At 71.5% G+C, this 23,621-nt stretch carries 21 protein-coding genes, 1 tRNA gene and 1 pseudogene; 8 read left to right on the top strand and 15 right to left on the bottom strand.

Going from position 1 to position 23,621, the window contains the following annotated elements; genetic code table 11:
• Position 1 precedes the first annotated feature (1 nt).
• The 5 genes from OG505_RS26595 to OG505_RS26615 are packed head-to-tail and all read right to left on the bottom strand — an operon-like array spanning position 2 to position 5,768.
• Positions 2-1,507, bottom strand: a complete 1,506-nt coding sequence (locus OG505_RS26595) for a peptidoglycan D,D-transpeptidase FtsI family protein (RefSeq protein ID WP_405428638.1) — start codon at positions 1,505-1,507, stop codon at positions 2-4.
• A complete protein-coding gene (locus OG505_RS26600; RefSeq protein ID WP_405428640.1) occupies positions 1,504-2,994 on the bottom strand; it encodes an FtsW/RodA/SpoVE family cell cycle protein in 1,491 nt (496 codons plus the stop codon). The genes OG505_RS26595 and OG505_RS26600 overlap by 4 nt, the downstream gene beginning before the upstream one ends.
• Positions 2,995-3,024: 30 nt before the next feature.
• Positions 3,025-4,491, bottom strand: coding sequence for a protein phosphatase 2C domain-containing protein (locus OG505_RS26605; protein ID WP_405428641.1), 1,467 nt, complete (start codon positions 4,489-4,491; stop codon positions 3,025-3,027).
• On the bottom strand, positions 4,488-4,973 hold the full coding sequence (locus OG505_RS26610) for an FHA domain-containing protein (RefSeq protein ID WP_007454124.1): 486 nt from the start codon (positions 4,971-4,973) through the stop codon (positions 4,488-4,490). Before OG505_RS26610 ends, OG505_RS26605 begins: the two co-directional genes overlap by 4 nt.
• Positions 4,974-4,979: 6 nt before the next feature.
• On the bottom strand, positions 4,980-5,768 hold the full coding sequence (locus tag OG505_RS26615; protein WP_007454122.1) for a DUF3662 and FHA domain-containing protein: 789 nt from the start codon (positions 5,766-5,768) through the stop codon (positions 4,980-4,982).
• Positions 5,769-5,975: 207 nt separating this feature from the next.
• Between OG505_RS26615 and OG505_RS26620 the strand changes: the two genes are divergently transcribed.
• From OG505_RS26620 to OG505_RS26630, 3 genes are all read left to right on the top strand, one after another.
• A tRNA-Leu gene (locus OG505_RS26620) sits at positions 5,976-6,061 on the top strand.
• A 65-nt stretch (positions 6,062-6,126) separates the two neighbouring features.
• Positions 6,127-7,242, top strand: a complete 1,116-nt coding sequence (locus OG505_RS26625; protein WP_405428643.1) for an NAD-dependent epimerase/dehydratase family protein — start codon at positions 6,127-6,129, stop codon at positions 7,240-7,242.
• A complete protein-coding gene (locus OG505_RS26630; protein ID WP_405428645.1) occupies positions 7,239-8,045 on the top strand; it encodes a WecB/TagA/CpsF family glycosyltransferase in 807 nt (268 codons plus the stop codon). Before OG505_RS26625 ends, OG505_RS26630 begins: the two co-directional genes overlap by 4 nt.
• 85 nt (positions 8,046-8,130) lie before the next feature.
• On the opposite strand, the pseudogene OG505_RS26635 reads toward OG505_RS26630, so the two are convergent.
• A pseudogene (locus OG505_RS26635) lies at positions 8,131-8,775 on the bottom strand (S8 family serine peptidase); the annotation flags it as partial.
• Positions 8,776-8,970: 195 nt separating this feature from the next.
• On the opposite strand from OG505_RS26635, the gene OG505_RS26640 reads away from it, so the two are divergent.
• Positions 8,971-9,570 carry a hypothetical protein gene (locus tag OG505_RS26640; protein WP_405428647.1) on the top strand — a complete coding sequence of 200 codons (600 nt, stop codon included), beginning with the start codon at positions 8,971-8,973 and terminating at the stop codon, positions 9,568-9,570.
• On the opposite strand, the gene OG505_RS26645 is transcribed toward OG505_RS26640, so the two are convergent.
• The 3 genes from OG505_RS26645 to OG505_RS26655 all read right to left on the bottom strand — a co-directional run bounded on the left by OG505_RS26645 (position 9,538) and on the right by OG505_RS26655 (position 11,219).
• Positions 9,538-9,939: a hypothetical protein gene (locus tag OG505_RS26645; protein ID WP_405428649.1), complete on the bottom strand. Its 402-nt coding sequence runs from the start codon at positions 9,937-9,939 to the stop codon at positions 9,538-9,540. The genes OG505_RS26640 and OG505_RS26645 overlap by 33 nt on opposite strands.
• A 213-nt stretch (positions 9,940-10,152) precedes the next feature.
• Positions 10,153-10,374, bottom strand: a complete 222-nt coding sequence (locus OG505_RS26650; protein ID WP_007454112.1) for a DUF397 domain-containing protein — start codon at positions 10,372-10,374, stop codon at positions 10,153-10,155.
• Positions 10,344-11,219 (bottom strand): helix-turn-helix transcriptional regulator, encoded by an 876-nt coding sequence (locus OG505_RS26655; RefSeq protein ID WP_234584497.1) that lies wholly within the window; start codon positions 11,217-11,219, stop codon positions 10,344-10,346. Before OG505_RS26655 ends, OG505_RS26650 begins: the two co-directional genes overlap by 31 nt.
• A gap of 625 nt (positions 11,220-11,844) precedes the next feature.
• Between OG505_RS26655 and OG505_RS26660 the strand changes: the two genes are divergently transcribed.
• Together OG505_RS26660 and OG505_RS26665 are read left to right on the top strand one after the other, a co-directional pair.
• Positions 11,845-12,129 (top strand): hypothetical protein, encoded by a 285-nt coding sequence (locus OG505_RS26660; RefSeq protein WP_405428650.1) that lies wholly within the window; start codon positions 11,845-11,847, stop codon positions 12,127-12,129.
• 96 nt (positions 12,130-12,225) lie between these two features.
• Positions 12,226-12,657: a hypothetical protein gene (locus OG505_RS26665; RefSeq protein ID WP_405428652.1), complete on the top strand. Its 432-nt coding sequence runs from the start codon at positions 12,226-12,228 to the stop codon at positions 12,655-12,657.
• Positions 12,658-12,664: 7 nt separating this feature from the next.
• On the opposite strand, the gene OG505_RS26670 is transcribed toward OG505_RS26665, so the two are convergent.
• Positions 12,665-13,483 carry a PASTA domain-containing protein gene (locus tag OG505_RS26670; protein WP_405428654.1) on the bottom strand — a complete coding sequence of 273 codons (819 nt, stop codon included), beginning with the start codon at positions 13,481-13,483 and terminating at the stop codon, positions 12,665-12,667.
• Positions 13,484-13,649: 166 nt separating this feature from the next.
• Entirely contained in the window at positions 13,650-14,351 is a 702-nt protein-coding gene (locus tag OG505_RS26675) for a PASTA domain-containing protein (protein ID WP_405428656.1), read from the bottom strand.
• A gap of 122 nt (positions 14,352-14,473) precedes the next feature.
• Here OG505_RS26675 and OG505_RS26680 point away from each other — a divergent pair, with 122 nt between their 5' ends.
• The gene (locus OG505_RS26680) at positions 14,474-16,006 is read left to right on the top strand and encodes a hypothetical protein (protein ID WP_405428658.1); all 1,533 of its coding nucleotides are present in this window, start codon (positions 14,474-14,476) and stop codon (positions 16,004-16,006) included.
• A gap of 136 nt (positions 16,007-16,142) precedes the next feature.
• On the opposite strand, the gene OG505_RS26685 is transcribed toward OG505_RS26680, so the two are convergent.
• Entirely contained in the window at positions 16,143-17,621 is a 1,479-nt protein-coding gene (locus tag OG505_RS26685) for a glutamate--cysteine ligase (RefSeq protein ID WP_405428660.1), read from the bottom strand.
• Between the two features lie 285 nt (positions 17,622-17,906).
• Complete coding sequence (locus tag OG505_RS26690; RefSeq protein WP_405428662.1) at positions 17,907-18,488, bottom strand: YceI family protein; 582 nt, start codon at positions 18,486-18,488, stop codon at positions 17,907-17,909.
• A gap of 99 nt (positions 18,489-18,587) precedes the next feature.
• On the opposite strand from OG505_RS26690, the gene OG505_RS26695 reads away from it, so the two are divergent.
• Positions 18,588-19,094, top strand: coding sequence for a MarR family winged helix-turn-helix transcriptional regulator (locus OG505_RS26695; RefSeq protein WP_405428664.1), 507 nt, complete (start codon positions 18,588-18,590; stop codon positions 19,092-19,094).
• A 383-nt stretch (positions 19,095-19,477) separates the two neighbouring features.
• On the opposite strand, the gene OG505_RS26700 is transcribed toward OG505_RS26695, so the two are convergent.
• Positions 19,478-22,171, bottom strand: a complete 2,694-nt coding sequence (locus OG505_RS26700; RefSeq protein WP_405428666.1) for an ATP-binding protein — start codon at positions 22,169-22,171, stop codon at positions 19,478-19,480.
• A 253-nt stretch (positions 22,172-22,424) separates the two neighbouring features.
• Entirely contained in the window at positions 22,425-23,573 is a 1,149-nt protein-coding gene (locus OG505_RS26705) for an acyl-CoA dehydrogenase family protein (protein ID WP_405428669.1), read from the bottom strand.
• Between the last annotated feature and the right edge of the window lie 48 nt (positions 23,574-23,621).

Genomic DNA, 23,621 nt, shown 5'->3' on the forward strand with positions numbered 1-23,621 from the left:
GTCAGCGGCCCCCGGGATCGGCGATGGCGGCCCGCATGATCTGGCCGCCGATCCGGGCCGCCTCGGCACTGCCGCCGCTGCCGGCCTGCTCCAGCACGACACACACCGCGGAGACCGGGTTGCCGTTCTTGTCCAGCGCGAAACCGATGAACCAGCCGTGGTCGGGCCGGTCCGGGGCGGACTGCGCGGTGCCCGTCTTGCCGCCGACGGTGTAGCCGCTGATCGCCGCCTTCTGGCCGGTGCCCTTCTGGACCACGCTGACCATCATCTCGCGTAGGTCGCCGGCGACCGGACCGCTGATCGGCTGACGCAGCTCCCGCGCCTTGGCGGTGTAGTAGCTGGTGGTCCGGTCCGGGGCGAGCAGCTGCCGGACCAGGTACGGCCGCATCTGGCTGCCGCCGTTGGCGACCGACCCGGCGATCATCGCGCCCTGCAGCGGCGTCATCCGGACGTTGTTCTGGCCGATCGAGGACTGGGCCAGTGCGGCCGGGTCGGTGCTGCCGTCCGGGTTCTGCATGTCGCCGGTCCGGCTGGCCGCCGTGCGCAGACCACCCTCGCCGAGCTGGCCGACGGTGAGGTCCTCCTGCTCGAAGCCGAACTGGCGGGCCTTCTCCTTGACCTTGTCGGCGCCGAGCCGCACACCGAGCTGCGCGAAGCCGGTGTTGCAGGACTCGGTGACCGCCTCCAGCAGGGTGACCTGCGGTTCGGGGCAGATCGACGGGACGGCGTTGCGGATCGGGCTGCCCGAGGTGGGCGGGGTGTAGCTGGAGCCGGCCGGGATGGGGGTCGTCTTGGTGACGCCGTTCTCCAGTGCCGCCGCGGCGACCACGATCTTGAAAGTGGAGCCCGGGGGCAGCGTCTCGGACAGGGCGCGGTTCTTCAGCGGACCGTCCGGGTTCTGCTCCAGCTTGTTGATCTCCGCCGAAGCCTCGGTCGTGTTGTGGCTGACGAGGGGGTTCGGATCGAAGCTGGGCATGGAGACCAGTGCCTGCACCGCGCCGGAACGCGGGTCGATGGCGATCGCCGCGCCCCTCTTCGCACCCACCTGGTTGTTGCGCATCTGGTCGTACGCCACGTCCTGCGCCCGCTTCGAGAGCGTGAGCAGCACGTTGCCGCCACCGGTCTCGTCGCCGGTGAACATGTCCTTGAACCGGTCGCCGATCAACTGGTCGCTGGTGCCGGCCAGGAAGTCGTTCTCCACCTGCTCGATGCCGGTGTCGGCCAGGTTGACCGGCTTGTAGCCGAGCACGTGGGCGTACTTGGCGCCGCCCGGGTAGATGCGCTGGAACTTCAGCTTGCCGGTGGTCTCCTTGCTGGTGGCCAACGCGGTGCCGCCGGCCTCGATGTTGCCGCGCTTGCGCTTGTAGTCGGCGACCTGGACCCGGCCGTTGTAGTCGCTGGTGCGGTACTCGTCGGCCTTGTACGCCTGAATCCAGTTGAGGTTGGCGAAGAGCAGACCGAACAGGACCATGACGACGACGCCGACACGGCGCAGGGGTGCGTTCACGGCTTGATCACCTCCGTGGGAGCACCATGCAACTGCTCGGGCGGCCCGCCCGCCGGCCGGGTCGCCTTGCCGGCACCGCCGGTCACCGGCCGTCGGGCCCCGTCGGAGACCCGCAACAGGACCGCGATGAGCAGCCAGTTGGCCATCAGCGACGAACCACCGGCGGACAGGAACGGGGTGGTCTGGCCGGTCAGCGGAATGAGCTTGCTGATGCCGCCGACGATCACGAAGACCTGCAGGCCCAGAGTGAAGGCGAGACCGCCGGCGAGCAGCTTGCCGAACGAGTCGCGGACCGCGAGGGCGGCGCGCAGGCCCCGCTCCACGATCAGCAGGTAGACCACCAGCAGCGCGGAGAGGCCGAACAGGCCGATCTCCTCACCGATGCCGGCGAAGATGAAGTCGTTCTGCACCTCGGGCAGGATGTCCGGTTGACCACCGCCCGGCCCGGCGCCGAAGAGCCCGCCCGTACCGAGGGCGAGCAGGCCCTGGACGAGCTGGTAGCCCTTGGCGTGCGGATCGGCGAACGGATCCAGCCAGATCTCGGCACGCAGGTAGAAGTTGGCGAACGGCCCACCGACGGTCGAGCCGAGGACGTAGGCGAGGTAGGCGCCGCCGAAGAAGAGGACCAGGCCGATGAGCAGCCAACTGACCCGTTCGGTGGCGATGTAGAGCGTCACCACGAACATGCCGAAGTAGAGCAGCGAGGTGCCCAGGTCCTTCTCGAAGACCAACACCAGGAGGCTGATCAGCCAGACCACGACCACCGGGCCGAGGTCCCGCCCGCGCGGGAAGTCGATACCGAGGAACCGCCGGCTGGCCAGCGAGAGCACCTCACGCTTGCGCACCAGGTAGTACGCGAAGAAGACCAGCAGCGCCAGCTTGGCGAACTCACCCGGCTGGAGCGAGAAGCCGCCGACCCGGATCCACAGCTTGGCGCCGTTGATCTCCGAGATGCTGCTGGGCAGCACCGCCGGGAGCATCACCAGCACGATGCCGGCAAGCCCCAGGGTGTACGCGTACCGGGAGACCGAACGGTGGTCACGCATGATGGCGAGCAGACCCGCGGCGAGGATCACCGAGACGAGCGTCCACGCGAGCTGCCGGCCGCCGATGCCGGCGAAGGTGGCCAGATCCTCCCGGTCGACCGGGGCGGCCTCGCCCAGGTCGATCCGGCGCAGGAAGCCCACCCCGAGGCCGTTGAGCAGGGCCACCGCCGGCAGCAGAGCCGGGTCGGCGAACGGGGCAAGGAATCGGATGACCAGGTGCAGGCCGAGGAAGACCGCGCCGAGCGCGGCGGCGGGCATCCAGAAGTCCGGGGTGACCGTGTCCAGAAGGTTCGCCTCGACGGTCGCCATGTACGCGGCCACCAGCACCATGGCCAGCAGCAGCAGGGACAGCTCGGCGTTGCGTCGGGACCGGGCCAGACGTACGCCGGACTCCCCGCCCGTGGTGGCGGGCGAGGGTGCCGGTGTGGCCGCTACGGTCACGGGTGGAGTCCTTGGGATCTCAGCCGACGCTCACTCGGGAGACCGGCAGCCGGCCGGGTCGAGCGCCGGCGAGGCCGAGTCGGAGGGCGTGGCGTCGGGTGTGGTGGTCGGATCGGTCCCGCCGGCGGTGGCCGCGTTGGTCGGGCTCGCGGTGACGACCCCGTTCACCGACGCGCCGGGGCTGGGGCTGGCGTTCGGCGTCGGGGACGTCGCGGGCGGGGTCGGGGGCGGGGTGGGCGTCGGCGTGCCGGTCACCGCGCCCGTGTCGGGCGGGCAGATCGGCTTCAGGTTGGGGTTGGTCGGGGTGTCGCTGGTCAGCTCGGCGAGCTGGCGCTCGGCGTCCGGCTCGTTCTTGGCCCGGATGCCCACCTTGACCGTGTCCTGAGCGGCGACGGTGAGGTCGTCCAACCGGGTGCCGCTGGTGCGGTGCACGGTCGAGAGGTCCATCCCGGCGATCTGCCCCTGGATGCCACGGAAGACGGCGACCTGCCCCTCCTCGGTGGCGCCCACGTAGTACTGGCGTTGGGTGTACGTCCAGCCGCCGAAGGCCGCACCACCGACGATCACCAACAGGGCCAGCGCCATCGCGGCGGTCCGCACCGGCCGGCGCTTCGGCCGCTCCGGCTCGTCGTCCGACGCGTTGGGCTCCTCGGGCGCGGCGGGACGCGGCGCGGAGAGCGCGGAGGCCCGGGCGGCCGGGGTGGAGTCGTCGGCGGAGGTGGCCATGCCCCGGTCCCGGGCGGCGGCGCCGCCGACGATCGGGGTGGCCTCGACGATGTCGTGGTCGGTGGCGTCGGCGATGATCACGGTGATGTTGTCCGGACCGCCGCCGCGCAGCGCGAGCTGCACCAGCCGCTCGACGCACTGCTGCGGGTCGGTGTACTCCCGCAGGGTCTCGCCGATGGTCTCGGCGCTCACCACGCCGGAGAGGCCGTCGCTGCAGATCAGGTATCGGTCGCCGGGCAGCACCTGGCGCACCGAGTACTCCGGGTCGATGTCCCGGCCGTCCAGGGCCCGGGTCAGCAGCGACCGCTGCGGGTGGCTGCTCGCCTCCTCGGCGCTGATGCGGCCCTCGTCGACGAGCATCTGGACGTACGTGTCGTCCTTGGTGATCTGGGCGAACTCACCGTTGCGCAGCAGATAGGCCCGCGAGTCGCCGATGTGGACCATCCCCAGCTTGCTGCCGGAGAAGAGGGTCGCCGTCAGCGTGGTGCCCATCCCCTCCAACTGCGGGTTGGCGTCCACCGTGTCGCGGAGCTGTTGGTTGGCGGTGCCCACGGCCGAACGCAACGCGTCGACGAGAGCGTCCCCTGGGACGTCCTCGTCGAGCGGCGCCATGGCACCGATGACGATGTTGCTGGCGACGTCACCGGCGGCCATGCCGCCCATGCCGTCGGCAACGGCGAGTAGCCGCGGCCCGGCGTAGACGGAGTCTTGATTGCCGTCACGGATCAGACCGCGGTCGCTGTGGGCCGCATAGCGCAGGGTCAGAGTCATGGCCGTAATTCGAGGGAAGTGCGGCCGATCCGGATCGGCACGCCGAGGGGTACGGGGGTTGGTCCGGTGACCTTAGCGCGATCTAGGTACGTGCCGTTAGTCGAGCCGAGGTCCTCGACGAACCACTGACCCTCGCGCGGCACGAGTCTCGCGTGCCGCGCGGAGGCGTAGTCGTCGGTGATGACCAGGGTGGAGTCCTCGGCCCGACCGATGGTGATCTGCGCTTCACCGAGGGTGATGCGGGTGCCGGCCAGCTGACCTGCCGTGACCACCAACTGGTGGGCCGCCCTGCCCCGCTTCACCTTCGCCGGTTTGGCCGCCTGCCCCGTCGAGGCGCCAACCGCGCGTGGTGCCGCCACCAGGCGACCGGACCGGGCCCCCGCGAAGAGATCCCGACGGATCACGCCGACCACTGTGAACACGAAGATCCACAGCAGGATCAGGAACCCGAACCGGGCAACGGTGATGACCAGTGCCGGCAAGGCGGCTCAGCCGTCCACGCGGAAGGTCAGCGTCGTGGTGCCGAGCTGGACCATGTCACCCGGGTTGAGGGCGACGGCGGAGACCCGCTGCCCGTTGACCATGGTGCCGTTGGTGGAGCCCAGATCGGTCAGCACAACCTGGCCGCCATCAAAATCCAGCCGGGCGTGTCGCCGGGAGATGCCGACGTCGGGCAGGCGCAGGTTCGCCTGGTCGCCGCGACCGATCACCGTCGACCCCATCTGGAGCGGGTAGGTGCGGCCGTCACCGGAGACCAGCCGCACGTTGCGGCCGCCACCGTGCCCGGGCGGCGGGCCGTAGCCGCCACCCTGGTCGTACGCGGGGTAGGCGGGCGGGCCGGCGTCGTAGCCGGGTGCCGACACGGGGGCGACCTCGCCGCCGGTGTAGACCTCGGCGGTGACCCGGAACATCCCCGTGTCCAGGCCCTCGCCCCGCTCGATCTCGACGATCACGTCGCCGTAGACCGTCCAGGCCTGCTCGCCGATGAACTCCGCCTGCGACTGGGCCAACTCCTGGGCCAGCGCGGCGGCGTACGGCGCCAGACGACTGTGGTCGAACGGCGAGAGATCGATCACGTAGCGGTTGGGCACCAACGTGCGCCCACCGGCCAGGATCGCCTTGTGCGCCTCGGCCTCCCGCTGCATGGCGTTGAGGATCTCCACGGGGTGGACCACCCCTTTGAAGACCTTGGCGAAGGCCCCCTCGACCAGGCCTTCCAGACGCTTCTCGAAGCGTTGCAGCACGCTCACCGGCTCCTCCTCGGGTCCCGAGGACATGATGGTATCCGGCCGGCGCGCGCGCAGCTCACACGCCGCTCGGCCGGCTGCTCCTGGCCCGTTCGGAAGGACCGGGACCGCCGTGCTAATCTTTCGTCCGCCACGAACGGTAACCGCTCGTGGCGAGCGTCTGGGACAGCGTAGTATTCCCGGGGCCTGTTGGAGACAGCGGGTCCGGGGCGAGTACAGTGTCCCGGGTCGTGCCACGGGGATGTGGCGGAATGGCAGACGCGCACGGTTCAGGTCCGTGTGCCCGAAAGGGCGTGGGGGTTCAACTCCCCCCATCCCCACCAAAAGACGAGGGCTCCGCGAATCGCGGGGCCCTTCCGTCATATCGGGGCGGGCCGGGCGTCACGCTATGCTCCGATGGTTTCTGCCTCCGATGGACCAGGAGTGGCGTGTGAGTGTCGCGTTGGTGACCGGGTCGGGCGGTCTGATCGGCTCCGAGGCGGTCCGGCACTTCGCCGGCCTCGGTCTGGACGTCGTCGGCATCGACAACGACATGCGTCGGTACTTCTTCGGCGAGGACGGCTCCACCTCGTGGAGCCTGGAACGGCTCGGCCGTGACCTGGGTAACTCCTACACCCACTTCGCTGTGGACATCCGGGACCGGGACGGTCTGGAGCAGGTGTTCAAGAAGTACGGCTCGGACATCGCCGTGGTGATCCACAGCGCGGCCCAGCCGAGCCACGACTGGGCCGCCAAGGAGCCGTACACGGACTTCGACGTGAACGCCGGGGGCACGCTCAACATCCTGGAGAACACCCGCCGCCACGCGATCGACGCGCCGTTCATCCACTGCTCGACCAACAAGGTCTACGGCGACCGGCCCAACAGCCTGCCGCTGACCGAGCTGGAGACCCGGTACGAGCTGCCCGAGGACCACCGCTGGTACCAGGGCATCACCGAGGAGATGTCGATCGACCACTCGCTGCACTCGGTCTTCGGCGCCTCCAAGGTCGCCGCGGACGTGATGGTGCAGGAGTACGGCCGCTACTTCGACATGAAGACCGCCTGTTTCCGGGGCGGCACCCTGACCGGCCCGGCCCACTCGGCCGCCGAGCTGCACGGGTTCCTGGCCTACCTGATGCGCTGCGTGATGGAAGGCCGGACGTACAACCTGTTCGGCTACAAGGGCAAGATGGTCCGCGACGCGATCCACTCCCACGACGTGCTGACCGCGTTCGAGGCGTTCTTCCGGTCGCCCCGCTCCGCCGAGGTCTACAACCTCGGCGGCGGCCGGCACTCGAACACCTCGCACATCGAGGCGTTCGCGATCGCCCAGGAGATCACCGGCCGCGAGGCGCAGATCAACTACGTCGAGCAGAACCGCACCGGCGACCACCAGTGGTACGTGAGCAGCATGGCCCGGTTCGAGGAGCAGTACCCGGAGTGGAAGATCACGTACGACGTGCCGACGATCCTGCGGGAGATCTACGAGGCCAACGTGGACAAGTGGGTGCCACAGTCATGACGGCCAAGACCAAGCGCAACGTGCTCGGCGTCCTCGTCGACGCCACCGACTACACCACGGCGACCGACGCGGTGGTGACCGCGGCGCACGAGCGGCGGCCACTCGCGCTGACCGCGTTGGCCGTGCACGGCGTGATGACCGGTGTGCTGGACCCCGCGCACAACGCCCGGCTCAACTCCTTCGACGTGGTCACCCCGGACGGACAGCCGGTGCGCTGGGCGCTCAACCTGCTGCACCACGCCGGGCTCACCGACCGCGTCTACGGGCCGACGCTGACCCTGCACGTGCTCTCCCGCTTCGCCGACGAGGGGCTGCCGGTCTACCTGTACGGCTCGACCGAGGAGACGTTGGCCAAGCTGATCCCGGCGCTGGAGCGGATGTTCCCCGCGCTGAAGATCGCCGGTGTGGAGCCGTCGAAGTTCCGTGCGGTCCAGCCGGGTGAGGACGCCGAGATCGCCGACCGGATCCGGTCCAGCGGCGCCCGGCTCGTCCTGGTCGGGCTCGGCTGCCCGCGCCAGGAGGTCTTCACGTACGCCATGCGCCCGCTGCTCGACATGCCGCTGATGGCGGTCGGCGCGGCCTTCGACTACCACGCCGGGCTGCTGCGCCAGCCCCCGCCGTGGATGCAGCGCGCCGGCCTGGAGTGGTTCTGGCGGCTCGGTCTGGAGCCGAAACGACTCTGGCGCCGCTATGTGATCCTCAACCCCGCCTACCTGACCCGGCTCGCCGGTCAGAAGACCGGTCTGTGGAAGGCCCGCCCGCCGGCCCCGGCCACCGAGCGGCCGGCCACCTTCGCGGTCTGACCCCCGATCCCGTACGACACGAGGCCCCACCCGGACAGCCGGGTGGGGCCTCGCTCGTGAGGGCCGGTCAGACGGTCAGGGTCCAGCTGTTGAGGTAGCCGGTGTCGGCCGAGTAGATGTCGCGCACCTGGAGTCGCCAGGTGCCGTCGGCGGCCTCCCCGGACACGTTCGCGATCTGGGTGACCCAGTCGACGCCGGCGATCACACCGGCGTTGGTGCCACTGCCGGAGCAGTTCAGCACCCGTACGCCGACCAGCTGGACGCCCTTGGCCACCCCGTACGAGGATCCGCCGACGGTGCCGGCGACGTGCGTGCCGTGCCCGTTGCAGTCGTCGGCCGACCCGCCGTCCACGGCGTCGTAGCCGGAGGTCGCCTGGCCGCCCAAGTCGTTGTGGCTGAAGCGGATGCCGGTGTCGATGATGTAGGCGTGCACGTTGCTCGCCGTGTTGGGGTAGGTGTAGGAGCTGTCCGGCGGCAGGTTGCGCTGGTCGATGCGGTCCAGGCCCCAGGAGGGCGGGTTGGCCTGCGTTCCGGAGATCGACACGGTGTGGTTCTGCTCGACGTACGCGACGGCCGGGTCGGCGGCGATCCGTGCCGCCGCGCCCGCGCTGACGGTGACTTCGAAGCCACGCAGCGCCGTCCCGTAGGTGCGGGCGACCTTTCCGCCGTGCCGTCCGGTCAGCCGCTGTGCGGTGTCACCGACCCATCTCCCTACCTCCCTCCGACCGGCGGCGAAGCGCGACCACCGGCACCACACTGATCGACACTTGCCGATCGAGCCGAGAGTAGATCGATGAGGCCGGGCAGATGAACATGTCGAAACGTCCATCAGGTTGATGGGATGTCCCCTACGGGCCCGGCTTCCGGGGGCAACGGGGGTCCAACCCGGATTCGCCGCGCTCGGAGACGGGAAAGACTCTCCGACATGGAGAGTCAGCTCACCATCCTGTTGCCGGTCGCCGCCGTCTGGCTGGCCGCCGGGGTCCTGGCCGATCGACTGCCCCGGCTGCGCGACGCGCGTGCGCTTCGTCGGCGTACCGGATGGTTGCTGGCGCTCGCGCTGGCGGGCGTGGCGCTGGTCGCGGCCGTGTCCATCGGCGGGCTGCTGAGCGCCGGCACCGCGCCGCTCGACCGGGCCGCCGCCGGGCTCACCCTCGCCACCGGGCCGGCGCTCGTGGTGGCCGTCTGCTCCGTACGACGGATCCGTCGCCTGCGGGCCGGGGCCGGCGCGTTCGACACCGCACCGGGGACACCCGCCCCGCACGGGCTGCGCGCCGCCGCGGCACACCCGCTCATCGGGTTGCCGGTGCAGGTGACCGCCCTCGCGACGGTGCCGGCGGTGATCGCGGCGGCCGGCGCGGACCTCGGCGCCGAGCCCGGAGTCACCGGGCCGGCGATCACCGTCGGCGCGCTCGCGGTGGCGGCGATCGGTGTCCGGCACGCGCTGCGACACAGCCGGCTCACCGAGCGGGCTCAGCCCGCCGCGCCCCGGTCAGCGCGAGCGGCTGGACCCCTGCACGTATAGCAGCTCAAGGATCGCCCGGGTTGCCTCGAACCAGCGGTCCAGCCAGCCCGGCGGCGGGATGCTGCCCTTCGGTGGCAGTTCCAGCAGCAGGCCGCGCAGCAGCGGGTGGTCGGCCAGCGAACCGGTCGGCTCCAGCGGCCAGCCGGTCGGCGGAAACGACGGCTCGACCAGCGGGTTCGGGTCCAGCGAGGGCAGCGAGAGCGGCGCGTCGGCCGTGTCCGGGTTCGCCGCCTCCCGCCCGGTCAGCTCCTGGTCGGTCGAGACCACCTCGGTCAGTACGGTGTCCCGACGCGCTCCGCGGTACTTGCCGCCGAACCGTTCCGGCTTGCCCGGACCGTTGGTGAGGTTCTCTGAACCGATCGTCGTCATCCGTCTCGCCTACCTCGCTCGGGTGCGGGTCGATGCGGCGGGTCGTCGACCAGCGCCGTACCGACGGGTTCAACGAGGCGGACCCGCTGTGGCGACGGGAATCCCGGCGGAACATCGCTGGGCCCGGCGGTCGGCTCCGGGTCGGCGGCGCTCCGGGACACGGCGAGACCCCGCCCGGTCAGGACCGGGCGGGGACCTCGACTGCTCACTCGGTCAGACCGAGCCCAACACACCATCTCTGGTGCCGGCGACGAAGGCGTGCCAGTCGCCGGGAGCGAAGACCAGGGCCGGGCCGGCCTTGTCCTTCGAGTCCCGCACTCCGACCGCCCCGGTCACGTACGCCACCTCCACACAGTTGTCGCAGTTCGGCCCGCTCTTCGAGCTCTTGAACCACGTCGCCTGCGTCAGGTCCACGGGGAACCCCTTGGTCGCCATTTCGGCTCCTCTGCCAGTTTTGCGATGTGTGCGACGGACTCCTCTGGACGAATGGCCGCAGCGCGGATGTGATCGAAGATGAAGCTGTACTTCTGCAGTTCGTCGCTCTTCTCAAGGAAGAGCCCACCCGTGGCGTTCTCCGCGTACACGACATCCGGATCACCGGGCTCGGGGAAACTGAGGATCGTGAAGGTCCCGTCCATGCCGGCGTGCGCACCCACCTCGAAGGGGAGGATCTGGAGCGTCACGTTCGGCAACTCGGCCACCTCGACCAACCGCCTGAGTTGGCCACGCATCACCTCGTCCCCGCCCACCGGCCGACTTACCACCGCCTCATCGAGCACCACCCACAGATCGACCGGATCGTCCTGGGTCAACAACGACTGACGGCCCAGACGGACACGCACCCTCTGGTGTACCTGATCGGCCGTGAAGTCCGGACGGGCGGCGCGGATCATCGCCCCGGCGTACTCCTCGGTCTCCAACAGGCCCGGAACGACCTGCTGTTCGTACGCCCGGATCGAACTCGCCGCCGCCTCCAGCCCGACGTACGCACCGACCAGCACCGTGCTGTACGGGTGCCACCAGCCCTTCTGCCGCGCCTCCCGGGCGATCTGAACGAGTTCGTCGCTCTCGGCACCCACGACGCCGTAGATCCTCAGCATGTCCCGCACGTCGCGCGGGGTGGCCGTGGTGTGCCCCGTCTCGATCCGGGAGACCTTGGACGCCGAGCACTCCAACTGCTCGGCGACAACCTCTATGGTGATGCCGGCCGACTCCCGCTGCCGGCGCAACTCGGCGCCGAGCCGCCGCCGTCGGATCGTCGGGCTTCGCCGCTCACTCATTGCGCGGCCTCGGTGTTTCTGGTCCTCGCCGCTGGTTGCTCGACCCCACTCTCGGGCTACCTCCGGTCGACGCGCCACTGGCTGCCGCTCACCGGGGGCGCGACCGTCGACCGGCGAGCGTTCGCGACGAGGGGTGGTGCCGGTCATCGGCCGGCCGCGACGGGCGAAACCGGCCCTCAGTGTGCCGTCCGTACGCCGATGGCTTCAAGCTCCGCTTTGCGTGGCGGACTCACGTATCGGCAAAAGTCGACGTGCAACTTGCATGAAGCACGTCGCTGATGCAGTCTGTCCGTATGGCACGGATCACTCAGCGTCTCCGTCCGCTCTCCGGGTGTGGTGATCCCACCGACCCCGGACGGCCGGGCGGTACGCGGGCCGGGCCGGTGCCACTGAGACCTGCGCCGGGGTGATGACCCCACCGCTGCAAGCCAGCTGACTGCGGCGGTGGGCGCGGTTCCCGGAAGCAGTCAGGTGATGGTCGGGTGGCGGCACGCCACCAGCGGGTACGGCCCGACCACCATCACGCACCAACCGGTCCATGAGACGCGATCCCGTCACCGGGCCGAGACATCCCAGACCAGTCACCCGCCGGCACGACGCCGGCTCTCCCTCCCCAGGAGCCCATGTGCTTCCCCGCTCCGGTGACGTTCTGCACGTGACTCGCGCGGCGAGTGTCCAGTTCCTCAGGCCGATCATGTTCCGGGTGATCCGGGTGCTCGACTGGCCGACCTACGACGGTTGGCTCTGGCTCGACGGCTACGAGCTCAACGCCGCCGGCGATGCCGTCAGTCGACGGTCGATCTTCGTACAGCGGGAAGGGCTGCAACAGGTGCAGGCCGCACCGGAGCCCCGCCCGCACACCGTACGGCCCCGACGACCCGTCTCTCGTACGCCGGTCAGAGTCGGCTGACCAGCGCGAACCGCCGCGGGTAGGCGTGCTGTCGCCATAGAATCGGTACGCCCACCCCGGCACGTTCCACCGCACGTCCAGGACCCTGAGCCTGGGATGGTCATGGTCAATCAGCCCGCCGTGCGGCGGCACCACCGCTCCCGTATCACCTACGCTCTCGGACTGCTCGCCCTCCTCGGCGCCGTGACCACCATGGTGGTCCTGGTCCGCGACCCGGCGTTGTCGTCCACCCGGCTGGCCGTTCCGGTGCCGGCTCCAGAGATCACCGTGGTCGACTCCGACCCGCCGACCGGCGAACCCGGCTGGATCAGCGTCGACGCCCCCGACGGACGCGTCGGAGCGGCCGACCCGGCCGCCGGGGCCGGCGCGGGCGGTCAGTCCGACGGACAGCAGGAACTCACCGAGGCCGCGCCGGCCGAGCACACCGCCACGGACGTCCGCCGCTCGCTGTTCTGGTCCGGGATCTTCGGCCTCACCATCTCGCTCGCCGGCCTCGGCCTCGTCGGCACCCGCCGCCGGATGTGGTGAACATCGGTCACGGCGTGGTCGTCACCGTCGGGCTCGGGCTGGTCGGGCTGGCTGCGGTCGAGGGCCGCGCCTGTGAGATCACCAGCAGCACCTCCTCGTCGGTCCGCACCGTCGCGCCGGCCTCCGGATCGGTGCTGACCACCGTCCCCGGCGGCAGCTCGGACGCGCGGTACACCACTCGGTAGCTCAGGCCGAGCCGGTCCAGCAACCCTTCGGCGGTGGCCTGCGCCAGGCCGGTCAGCGGCGGCACCGGTATCTGCGCCTCCTCGGTGGTGGCCGCCGGCCTGCTCGGCGTCGCGCTGCTGGGCGCCGCCGAGGTCGGGGCGCTGCTGCTCGGCGCGGCGGTGGCACTGGGCGGCGGGACAGACGGCGTCGCCGGGTCGTCGGAGTCGTCGTCCCGGGCGTTGAGCACCACCCACAGAGCCGCCCCGAGCAGCCCGGCGAGCAGCAGAGCGAGCACGCCCCAGAGGATCGGCAGCCACCAACGCCGGTCACTCTGCTCCTCGACGTACCAGTCCGCGGCCGGTTCGGCCGGTCGGGGCGCGCGCACCTCGGCCCGCCCGGACCACGGCGGCGTCGTCGACCGCTCCACCGGCATCCGCGCCGTCCGGTCACCCGACGGCCCCGAGGCAGCCCGGTCGATCGGCATCGTCTCGTCCGACGAGCCACCACGACCACCCGAAGCAGCCCGATCGATCGGCATCGTCTCGTCCGGCGACGCGGTGCGGTCCGGCGGCTGCGGCCGGTTGCCGCCGGAGGGCGGCAGGGGGCGCGTGCGGTCGTCCTCAGGCTCCCCGGCGGGCGGCTCCTGGCGGTCGTCGCTCATCGCACGTCCTTTCCCGAACCGGGCGGGCGCCGTGGCCCTCGACCGTCAACCTAACCGCCCGCGTCGACATCGGCCGGTATAGGTGGCGCGAACCGCGTGCCGCCGTCGGGTCAGGTGGTGTCCGACGGGCCAGGCCGGGTGGGTCGACGCCGGGCAGCGGTGCGGGTCAGAGGGTGGGTTTCGCGTTCGGCTGGCTCGGCGGGGCCGCCGCCCCGCACCAGATGCTCACCTCGTCGTTCCAGCGGGCCGGGCCGCCCTCGGCCGGCTCCTGCCGGCTGACCTTCCCGCTGCGCCCACTGCGGTAACGCGGGTAGAGCCCCTCCTCGACCAACTCATCGGCCGCCTCGGCGCAGTCGTCGCCGACCACGTCCGGCACTTCGGCGGCGGGGGCTGGACCGGCCACCTGCAACTGGACGGTGGTGCCCCGGGCCACCTCGGTGCCCACGGCCGGCGAGGCGCTCTCCACCGTGCGGCCGGTGCCGCCGCCGAAGACCAGACGCCAGCCCAACCGCTGTTTACGCAGCATCTCGCGCGCCTGAACGAAGTCGGTGCCGACCACCGGTGGAACGGTCAGCCCGGTCCCCTTCGTCGTGGAGGCGGTCGTTCGTGGGGCGGACGGCGTGGTCCGGCCGGTGGTCGGCCGGGACGAGGTGGCCCGGTCGGTTGGCGTACCGGCCGTGGTGGCCACCGCCTGCGGGATCGCCGGAGATTCGTCATCCTCGCCGGCCAGCAGCCAGCCGCCGGTCGCACCGACCACCGCCAGCAGCACCGCGACCAGCCCGCCACCGAGCAGCACGCTGGCCCGGCTTCCACCGCCGCCGGCCTGGCCACCGGCGGAATCCTGCCGACCCGTGTTCGCGTCCGTCATACCGCCCACCGCCTCATCACCGGCGACCGTACCGTTCGCCGCCCATCACGTTGTGCCGACGGTCCGTACCGGCGGGTCACTGCGACTCGCCGCACCGACGACGGGACGTTACGCTGCCCGGCATGGCCAGACGGGGCTGGGGAGTATCGATCGTGACGGCGATCGGGGTCGCTGCCGGCGCGGGCGCCGCGCAGCTCGGCTTCGGCTACGGGCTCGGCGTCATCACCTGGACGCCCACCGACGCCGGCGCCAACGACACGGCCTGGGCGGATGGCCTGGCCTGGGCCACCTGGCTCGCCGCCAGCTCGACCGTGCTCGGCGCGGTCTGCGCGCAGCGACTGCACCAGCGTGCCGTGCTCCCGGCGGTTGGCCAGCCGGCCGCCGTCGCCGAGCCGACGGCACCCGCCCCGGCGACCGAGGCGGCGTTGCCGCGGCCGGCGGCGCTCGACGAGGGACGGCCGGCCCGGGCCGAGGGCACCGAGGCGGCGCGGCCCCAGCCGACCTCGTCGGTCGATCGATCGGCACCGGTTGCCGACACGCTGCCCGACGAGCCCGGCGGCCTGTTCCGCAGGCTGTCGCTGGCGCTCGGCGCCGGGTTCGGTGGACTGGTCACCGTGCTACTGGTCGCCGTACCGGCGCGGGTCGCCGCGGGTGCCGACACCGGCACGCCGCAGCGGGTCGCCGCCCTGCACGCGGTGCTGGGCATTCTGATCGGCGTGTTCGTCGCGCTCTGGGCGTTGCGCTCCCGGGCCGCCGCGTTGAACGTCACCGCGACGGCCGCCTGGCTCTGGCTGCTCGCGGTGGTCTCGGTCATCGACGGGGTACGCGTCGGGCGCGGGCTCACCGGCGCTCAGCTCGGCACGTGGCAGCTCGACCCGGACCACGCGCGGTACTGGATCGGGGGCCAGCTCTACTGGCCCGGTGCGCTGCTGGCGCTCTTACCCGCGCTCCTGATCGGTGCGCTCGCCGCTCGGGGCGCCGCGCGGTCGGGCGGGCACCGGATCGGCGCGGCGGCATCCGGCGCGGCCGGTCCGCTGCTCGTAGCGCTCGCCTACCTGACCACCGTGCCGCGCTGGGTCACGCTGGGGCCCGCACAGTTCTCTACCCAGCTCATCGCCCCGTACGCGGTGATCGCCGGTGTCGGCGGCTCGATACTGGCCGCCGTCCTCGCGGAACGGGCCGGCCGCCGACGTGCTGCCGACCGACGGCCGACCGCTCCGGCCGACGAGCCCGAACGGGCGTCGACCACGGCGGCCGACCAACAACCGACGTCGACCGGGCCGGCCGGCCGACGCAAACCGGCGTCGGCTCCTTCGGCCGGCTCACTCGAACCGGCGTCGACCTCTTCGGCGGATAGCACCCGGGGCGCGGGGCTCGACCCGACCTCGCGTTCGACGCCCACGGCCACGCGGGACGGCGAGGCGGACGGCACCCGGTCGGCACGCCGCGCCCGCTCGGTGAGCGACGCCGCGACCGGTACGGCAGCCCGACGAGGCAGGACCGCTGCGGCACCGACCACGCCGGAGACCCAGCCGGACCACGCGCCCACCACCCCACCCCGCGTTCCCACCCCACGCACCGCCCCGGACGCCGCAGCCCCAACCGAGGCCCCAACCTCCCAGCGAGCACGCCCACCCCGCCGCCCCACCACCTGAACCCACCCCCCACCCCCGCTGCACTCCGTCGATCATGAAGTTTATTGCTGCGACAGGCCGAGGCGGGCGGCAATAACTTCATGATCGACAGGGTTGAGGGGGCCGGGGGAGGCCAGGGGGGCGGGGAGGGTGGGGGTTAGTTGACGGGCCAGGTGTGGACCGGTTCGTTGGTGCGCTGGAGTTCCGCGTAGCGCTGCACCATGTGGTGCAGGGCGGCATCGCGGTCCATGCCCCGGTGGCGCTCGGCCGCCCAGACCGTTTCGGTCTGCCAGACGGCGCCGTTGCGGCCGGTACGACAGCGCTGTTCGATGATGCCGAGAAGCCGGTCCCGCTGTGCCGGGTCGACGCCGAACCCGTCCAGGCCGGTCGCGGCGACGGGCAGCAACTGCTCCAGCACCAGCTTGGTGACCGGCACGTCACCGAACCGGGGCCAGTGCAGCACGGCGTCCAGACCACGTCGGGCCGCCGCGTGGAAGTTCTCCTCGGCCGAGCTGAACGTGAGCTGACTCCAGATCGGCCGGTCCGCCTCGGCCAGGCCGCGGACCAGCCCGAAATAGAAGGCCGCGTTGGCCAGCATGTCCACCACCGTCGGACCGGCGGGCAGCACACGATTCTCCACCCGCAGGTGCGGGCGGTCGTTCATGATGTCGTACACCGGGCGGTTCCAGCGGTAGACGGTGCCGTTGTGCAGCCGCAGCTCACCCAGTTGGGGCACTCCGCCGGCGTGCAGCACCTCCACCGGGTCCTCGTCCTCGCAGATCGGCAGCAGCGGCGGGAAGTACCGGACGTTCTCCTCGAAGAGGTCGAAGATCGAGGTGATCCACCGCTCGCCGAACCAGACCCGGGGGCGTACGCCCTGAGCCTTGAGCTCTTCCGGGCGGGTGTCGGTGGCCTGCTTGAACAGGGCGATCCGGGTTTCGGCCCAGAGTTGGCGGCCGTACAGGAAGGGCGAGTTCGCTCCGACCGCCACCTGCACCCCGGCGATGGCCTGGGATGCGTTCCAGTAGTCGGCGAAGCTGTCCGGCGCGACCTGGATGTGGAACTGGAGGCTCGTGCAGGCCGCCTCGGGGGCGATCGAGTCGGTGTGCGTCCGCAACTGCTCGACGCCACGGATGTCGAGTTCGATGGCCTCGCCCCGGGCGCCGACGATCTGGTCGTTGAGCACCCGGTAGCGCTCGTTGGTGGAGAGATTGTCCTCAACCAGGTGGCCCTCGGTGAGGGTGGGCAGGATGCCGACCAGGACGATCTTCGCGTCGGACTTGGCCGCGCGCTCGTCGGCCCGGGTGAGGCTGTTGCGCAGGTCGTGTTCGTAGTCGGCGAAACCGGTGGCCTCGATCAGTCGGGGCTCGGCGTTCAACTCCAGGTTGAACTGCCCCAACTCGGTCTGGAACAGCGGATCGGCGATGTCGGCGAGGATCTCCTCGTTGCGCATCGCCGGCTCGGCGCGCGAGTCGACCAGGTTCAGCTCGATCTCCAGGCCGGTCATCGGTCGGTCCGCGTCGAAGCCGAAGTCGTCGAGCATCAGGGCGAAGACGTCCAGGCAGCGTCGGACCTTCTGCCGGTAGCGGACGCGGTCCTCCGGGGTGAAGGCGCCCTGCGAGACGTCCCTGCCCATGTGTCCTCCCGACAGCCGGCGCGGTCGGGATCCTGCCGTCCCGGAAAGCGCATTGTGAACCATCCACGTTAAGAGCGCTCGCCTGGCCAGGGCCAGAGGCCGACGACCATGATCCGACGGTGGCCAGGGCGGATGCGCTCGTGGCGCCATCTCTACCCCGTCGCTGCCGCGTCGGACCCCATCGTGGTGCCAACAAGTCGTGACAATTCACACGCGCTCGATACGGACGACGCCGGGCCCGCGCCGACGTGCGGCGCGGGCCCGGCGTACCGGTGATCCGTGGGATCAGGCCTGGCGGACGGCCTCGCCCTCGATCTCAATCTTGATCTTCTTGCCGACCAGCACGCCACCGGTCTCCAGGGTGACGTTCCAGGTCAGGCCGAACTCCTCGCGGTCGATTTCGGTGCTCGCGGAGAAGCCGAAGATGTCCTGGCCGAACGGGCTGCGACCCACGCCCTCGAACTCGACCTCCAGCTCCACCGGACGGGTGACGTCCTTGATGGTCAGCTCACCGGTGAGCACGAACTCGTTGCCGCGGCGGGACTTGACGCCGGTGCTGCGGAACTCCAGGGTCGGGTACTTCTCGACGTCCAGGAACTCGGGACTGCGCAGGTGCGCGTCCCGGTCGCCCTGGCTGGTGTCGATGCTGGCACCCTGGATGGTGGCGACGACCGAGGACTGCAGCGGGTCCTCGGCGACGGTGATGGTGGCGGTCGCCTCGTTGAACTCACCGCGGACCTTGCTCACCATCATGTGCCGGGCGACGAAGCCGACCCGCTTGTGCGCCGCGTCCAGCACGTAGGTGCCGGCCGTCGGGATGGTGAGGCCGTCCCAGTCGCGGGTAACCGGATCGATGCTGCTGGTCATGCTGCTGTCCTCCAAATGATTGTTTAGTAGCCCAACGACTGCTTGAGCAAATATAACCGCAACAACATTCCCCCTGTCAAGTACTGGTAGGATTAACGAGTGACCAACGTGTTCGACGACCCCCGGATCACCGCGGTTGGCCTCCTTTACGAGGTCCACGCCGGGCTCTCGGCCCGGTTCGCCGCCCAACTAGAGGAGCACGGCCTCTCCGTGGTCGAGTTCGAGGTGATCACCCGACTGGCCCGCTCGCCGGGTAACCAGCTGCGGATGACCGACCTCGCCGCGCAGACGTCGCTGTCCACCAGCGGGGTGACCCGCGTGGTGGACCGGATGGAACGCGACGGGCTGCTCACCCGCCGAGCCTGCCCGAACGATCGTCGCAGCTCGTACGCGGTGGTCACCGCGTCCGGCATGCAGCGGCTCGACGAGACGCTGCCCGGCCATCTGCGGATCATCGAGCAGTGGTTCACCGGCCAGCTCGATCCCGAGGCTCTGGCGGCACTGCTCGACGGCCTGCGCCGAGTGCGGGACGCGGTCCATCCCGGTGCCACCGCCGGCAGCACCAATCAGGAGATGGCCGACGCCGACGACTGCGACCCGGCCTGACCGCTGGCGCCCGGGCCAGGCCGACCCGTGCCCGCTCGGCCTGGCCGGCGGCGGCGAGCCGGGTTGACGGCGGCGGGGAAGAGCCGCGTTGACGGCGGCGGCGAGCCCCGTTGTCGGCGATCGAGCCCTGTCGGGCGACGTCCGGGCGGTCAGTGATGGCGTACGGCGAGTGCTGGCAGCACCGGCAGAAAGACCGGCAGAACTGACTTTGCATACCGGACAAACCTCGTGAAGGGCACCTTCTGCCCCGGCAGCGGTGGCAGGCTTTCGTCCACCGGGGAATCACCGGGGGGTGACGGCGCGGGCGAACAGCGAGGGGTAGCACCAAGGGGGCTCTTCGCTCGCGCCACTCTCCGTTGGGCCGGCCACCGACGGGTGCCCAACTAGCGCTCGGTGGACCCGCCCCGCGCGGCCATCAGCGCATAGAGCAGCCCGGACTCCTGCGGCAGCAACCGGATGCCACCCTGCTCGCAGACCCGGTCGAGACGATCGAGGACCGCCGGGTCCGCCGTGCTCGCGGCGAGGCCCACCAGCGCCTCCACCACGTCCCGCCGGTCGTGACCGGCCTCCACGGCGGCGGCGAACCACTCCGCCGCCAGTTCCCGGTCGCCCCGGTGCAGTGCCAGGTTCCCCTCGATCAGCGCACAGATCCCCGCCTCCGGGCCGCCCCAGGACAACACAGTGTCGTCCGAACGCGGTCGCGGGAGTCCGATTCGCTCCACCCACTGCTGGCCCGGCACGACAACTGTCGCCTCGGCGGCCCCCGCGCGCAGCTCCGTGAGCACCTCGGTCGCCTCCACGGCACGCCCGTCCTGCGCGAGCGCCAGTCCGACCGTCCCGAGCACCCGCCGTCGATGCCCCGGGTCACCCAACTCGAACAGTGCCGCCGCCGCGCGCCGGCCCTGGTCGACGGCGTCGGCGTACTTGCCCTCCAGCCGGGACACCTCGGCCCGGTTGGCCCAGGCCAGCACCCGCAACCGCTGCTCACCACCCTCGGCGGCGAGCCGGTCCACGGCAGCCAGCCGACGACGTGCCGCGCCCAGGTCACCGATCCGAATCTCGTGCCAGGCGAGGCTGTTCTGCGCCACCGCCAGGTCCCGGGTCCGCCCGTTGCGGGCGGCGAGCCGGAGCACCGCCTCGGCCTGCTCCCGGGCCTCGGCGTGCCCCCCGACGGTGGTCAGCAGCGCGCCGAGAACACTGCGCGCCTCCAGCTCGCCGGTCACGTCGCCGGCCTGTCGAAACGTCTCCAACGCGGCCCGCGCCGTCGGCAACTCGTCGACCTCGGCACCGTGCTCGGCGGCGAGCCGGGCCACCCCGAGGCTGGCCCAACCGCGCAGGATCGGGTCCGCGTCCGCGGTTCGCGGGTCGGCCAGCAACCGCCGCAGCCACTGCCGCCCGGCGACATCGCGCCCCCGGAAGCGCCACCAGCGGGGCAGGCAGGCCGCCAGACGGAGCGCGGTCAGCGGGTCGTCGGTGGCCGCGTGAGCCAGCGCCGTACTGATGTCGCTGCTCACCTCGTCGAGCCGGTGCACCGCGTCGAGCATGCGGGGGCCGGCCAGCTCGGAGGCAGTCCGCGCCACGAGGCGGGCGACCACCTCCGCATGCCGACGTCGTACGCAGGTCAGCTCACCACCGCCCACGGCCTGCTCGATGGCGAAGTCACGAACCGCGTCGAGCAGGCGGAACCGGAACGGCCCGGTGCCGCGAACGCTCAGCAGGCCGAGCTCGACGAGGCGGTCCAGCAGCGGAACCGGATCGATGGCGACCGTGCCATCCCGGTCGGCCTCGTCGACGAGCATCTCCTCGGCCAGCTCCACCGACCAGCGGTTGCCGAACATGGCGAGCCGCCGCAGCGCGTCGCGCTCATCCGGCGCGAGCAGCCGGTAGCTGGTCGCCACCGCCTCCCGCAGGGTCACCGCCACCGCCGCCCGGGTGGCGTCGGTGGCATACGGGCGGGGGGTGGTCGCCTCCGGCCCGTCCCAACTGGTACGGGCCGCCGGGTCGGGCGGGGTGGTCAGATCGAGCACGCGATCGCCGTACCGATCGAGCAGTTCGGTGAGGTCGAGCAGCCGGCCCCGGGCGGCCATCAGCTCGATGGCCAGCGGCAGGCCGCCCAGCCGACGGACCAGGGCGGCCAACGCCGGCAGCTCGTCGGGAGTCGGCGGCTCCCGCCGGACCTGGGCGAGCCGCGCGGTGAACAGCGCGACCGCCGGCCACGAGCCGAGCGTGGCCGGCCCGGAGTGCTCGGCGTCCGGCGGCGGCACCTCGAGCGGGACGACCGGCCAGACCCGTTCGCCGGGCAGCCCGACCGGGTGCCGTCCGGTGACCAGCACCCGCAACGACGGCAGCACGACGCCCAGCCGGTGCAGCGTCTCGGCCACCGGGCCGGGAGCGCGCTCGACCGCGTCCATGACCAGCAGTGCCGGCCGCCCGGCGAGCCGGGCGACGAGTTCCGGCAGCCGGGCCGCGCCGAGGACGGTCATCGTGGCGGCGAGCACGTCCGGTCCGTCCGAACCCTCGCCGACCAGCACGCCGGCCACACCGCCCGGATGTGCGCGGGCCGCCGCGTGGGCAACGGCGAGCGCGAGCGCGGTCTTGCCGACCCCCGCCAGCCCGACCAGGCTCACCAGTCGGGGGCCGCGTTCCGCGGTCAGCATTCCGGCCAGCTCGGTGACGTCGCGGTCGCGGCCGATCAGGGCGACCGGTGGTGGGAGGGCCACCGAAGCGCCGGCCCGGGCGGCTCCGGCTGTCGACGTGACACCGGTGCCAACCCCGGGCGTGCCCGAGCTGACGTCCAACCGGGGCGGCTCACCGCCGGCAGCGCCACGGGCCGTGGCCAGGAACGCCGCCCGGGTCCCGCCGGCCAGCTCCAACGCCGTGGCCAGCAACTCGACGGTGGTGCGCTGCGGCCGGACCGACCGGCCGCGCTCCAGGTCCCGCACCGTCCGCACGCCGACCCCGGCACGGGACGCCAGCTCCGCCTGAGTCAGGCCGGCCGCCCGCCGGTGCGCACGGAGCAGCTCCGGCAGGCCGGTACGACCGGCCGGGCTCCGCGACCGATCATGCTCCGGAGTCATGGCCACGAAGAGTACGGATCGACTCCGACCATCGGCAGTCGAACGTCGGTCTGCCGACGTCCGCTCGCCGAAAATCCGACAGCCGAACGGCTGGCCGGCCCACGACGGCTGGTCGGCGTCGAACAGTGAGCCGGCGTCGAACGGCAGGCCGACGCCGAACGGCAGGTCGACGCCGAACGGCAGGTCGACGTCAGACAGCAGGCAGGGAAAGGCGGAGCGGGGCCGGGCCGCGTGCAGGTGGGGTGTGGGTGGCTCAGAGACCCAGGTCGCGGGCGATGATCATGCGCTGCACCTCGCTCGTGCCCTCGCCGATCTCCAGGATCTTGGAGTCCCGCCAGAACCGGGCGACCGGGTACTCGTTCATGAAGCCGTACCCGCCGTGGATCTGGGTCGCCTCCCGGGCGTTGTCCACCGCGATGGTGCTCGCGTGCAGCTTCGCGATGGCGGCCTGTCGCTTGAACGGCTCGCCGGCCAGCATCCGGGCGGCGGCGTCGTAATAGGCCAGCCGGGCGGTGTGCGCCTTCAGCTCCATGTCGGCGATCTTGAACTGGATGGCCTGGTTGGCGCCGATCGGGCGGCCGAACGCCTGCCGCTCCTGCGCGTACTTGATCGACTCGTCGACGCAGCCCTGGGCGAGACCGACGGCCAGCGCCGCGATCGCGATCCGGCCCTCGTCGAGGATCCGCAGGAACTGGGCGAACCCTCGGCCGCGCGCACCGAGGAGGTTGGCGGCGGGCACCCGACAGTCGTCGAAGGTCAACTCGTGGGTGTCGGAGGCGGTCCAACCGACCTTGGAGTAACCGGGGGCCACCGTGAATCCGGGCGTGCCGGTGGGCACGATGATCGTCGACAGCTCCTTGGAGCCGTCCGCGTTCGTGCCGGTCACGGCGGTGACGGTGACCAGGGCCGTGATGTCGGTCCCCGAGTTGGTGATGAACGCCTTCGACCCGTTAATCACCCACTCGTCGCCGTCCAGCACGGCGCGCGTCTGGGTGCCGGCGGCGTCGGAGCCGGTGCCCGGCTCGGTGAGCCCGAAGCCCGCCAGGGCCTCGCCGCTGAGCAGCTTCGGCAGCCAGGTGGCCTTCTGCTCGTCGGTGCCGAAGCGGTAGATCGGCATCGCACCGAGCGAGACCGCCGCCTCCAGCGTGATGGCGACGCTGGAGTCGACCCGGGCCAGCTCCTCCAGGGCCAGACACAGCGCGAAGTAGTCGCCGCCCATCCCGCCGTGCTCCTCGCCGAAGGGCAGGCCGAACAGGCCCATCTTGCCCATCTGCCGGATCACCTCGTACGGGAAGGTGTGCTGCTCGTAGTGCTCGGCGATGACCGGGGCGACCACCTCGCGGGCGAAGTCCCGCACGCTGGACCGCAGCGCCGCTTGTTCGTCGGTGAGCCGGAAGTCCACTTCATCCTCCTGGTGGGACGGTGCCGTCGACGCTCGTGACGCCGAAAC

This window comes from Micromonospora sp. NBC_00617 (assembly GCF_045161355.1).
Lineage (GTDB): Bacteria > Actinomycetota > Actinomycetes > Mycobacteriales > Micromonosporaceae > Micromonospora.

Bases quoted from the DNA above. Each gene is read 5' to 3' on its own strand.
- OG505_RS26605 (WP_405428641.1), bottom strand. From the start codon at position 4,491: ATGACTCTGACCCTGCGCTATGCGGCCCACAGCGACCGCGGTCTGATC.
- OG505_RS26615 (WP_007454122.1), bottom strand. From the start codon at position 5,768: ATGTCCTCGGGACCCGAGGAGGAGCCGGTGAGCGTGCTGCAACGCTTC.
- OG505_RS26625 (WP_405428643.1), top strand. From the start codon at position 6,127: ATGCTCCGATGGTTTCTGCCTCCGATGGACCAGGAGTGGCGTGTGAGT.
- OG505_RS26630 (WP_405428645.1), top strand. From the start codon at position 7,239: ATGACGGCCAAGACCAAGCGCAACGTGCTCGGCGTCCTCGTCGACGCC.
- OG505_RS26640 (WP_405428647.1), top strand. From the start codon at position 8,971: ATGGAGAGTCAGCTCACCATCCTGTTGCCGGTCGCCGCCGTCTGGCTG.
- OG505_RS26645 (WP_405428649.1), bottom strand. From the start codon at position 9,939: ATGACGACGATCGGTTCAGAGAACCTCACCAACGGTCCGGGCAAGCCG.
- OG505_RS26650 (WP_007454112.1), bottom strand. From the start codon at position 10,374: ATGGCGACCAAGGGGTTCCCCGTGGACCTGACGCAGGCGACGTGGTTC.
- OG505_RS26655 (WP_234584497.1), bottom strand. From the start codon at position 11,219: ATGAGTGAGCGGCGAAGCCCGACGATCCGACGGCGGCGGCTCGGCGCC.
- OG505_RS26665 (WP_405428652.1), top strand. From the start codon at position 12,226: ATGGTCATGGTCAATCAGCCCGCCGTGCGGCGGCACCACCGCTCCCGT.
- OG505_RS26670 (WP_405428654.1), bottom strand. From the start codon at position 13,483: ATGAGCGACGACCGCCAGGAGCCGCCCGCCGGGGAGCCTGAGGACGAC.
- OG505_RS26675 (WP_405428656.1), bottom strand. From the start codon at position 14,351: ATGACGGACGCGAACACGGGTCGGCAGGATTCCGCCGGTGGCCAGGCC.
- OG505_RS26680 (WP_405428658.1), top strand. From the start codon at position 14,474: ATGGCCAGACGGGGCTGGGGAGTATCGATCGTGACGGCGATCGGGGTC.
- OG505_RS26685 (WP_405428660.1), bottom strand. From the start codon at position 17,621: ATGGGCAGGGACGTCTCGCAGGGCGCCTTCACCCCGGAGGACCGCGTC.
- OG505_RS26690 (WP_405428662.1), bottom strand. From the start codon at position 18,488: ATGACCAGCAGCATCGATCCGGTTACCCGCGACTGGGACGGCCTCACC.
- OG505_RS26700 (WP_405428666.1), bottom strand. From the start codon at position 22,171: ATGACTCCGGAGCATGATCGGTCGCGGAGCCCGGCCGGTCGTACCGGC.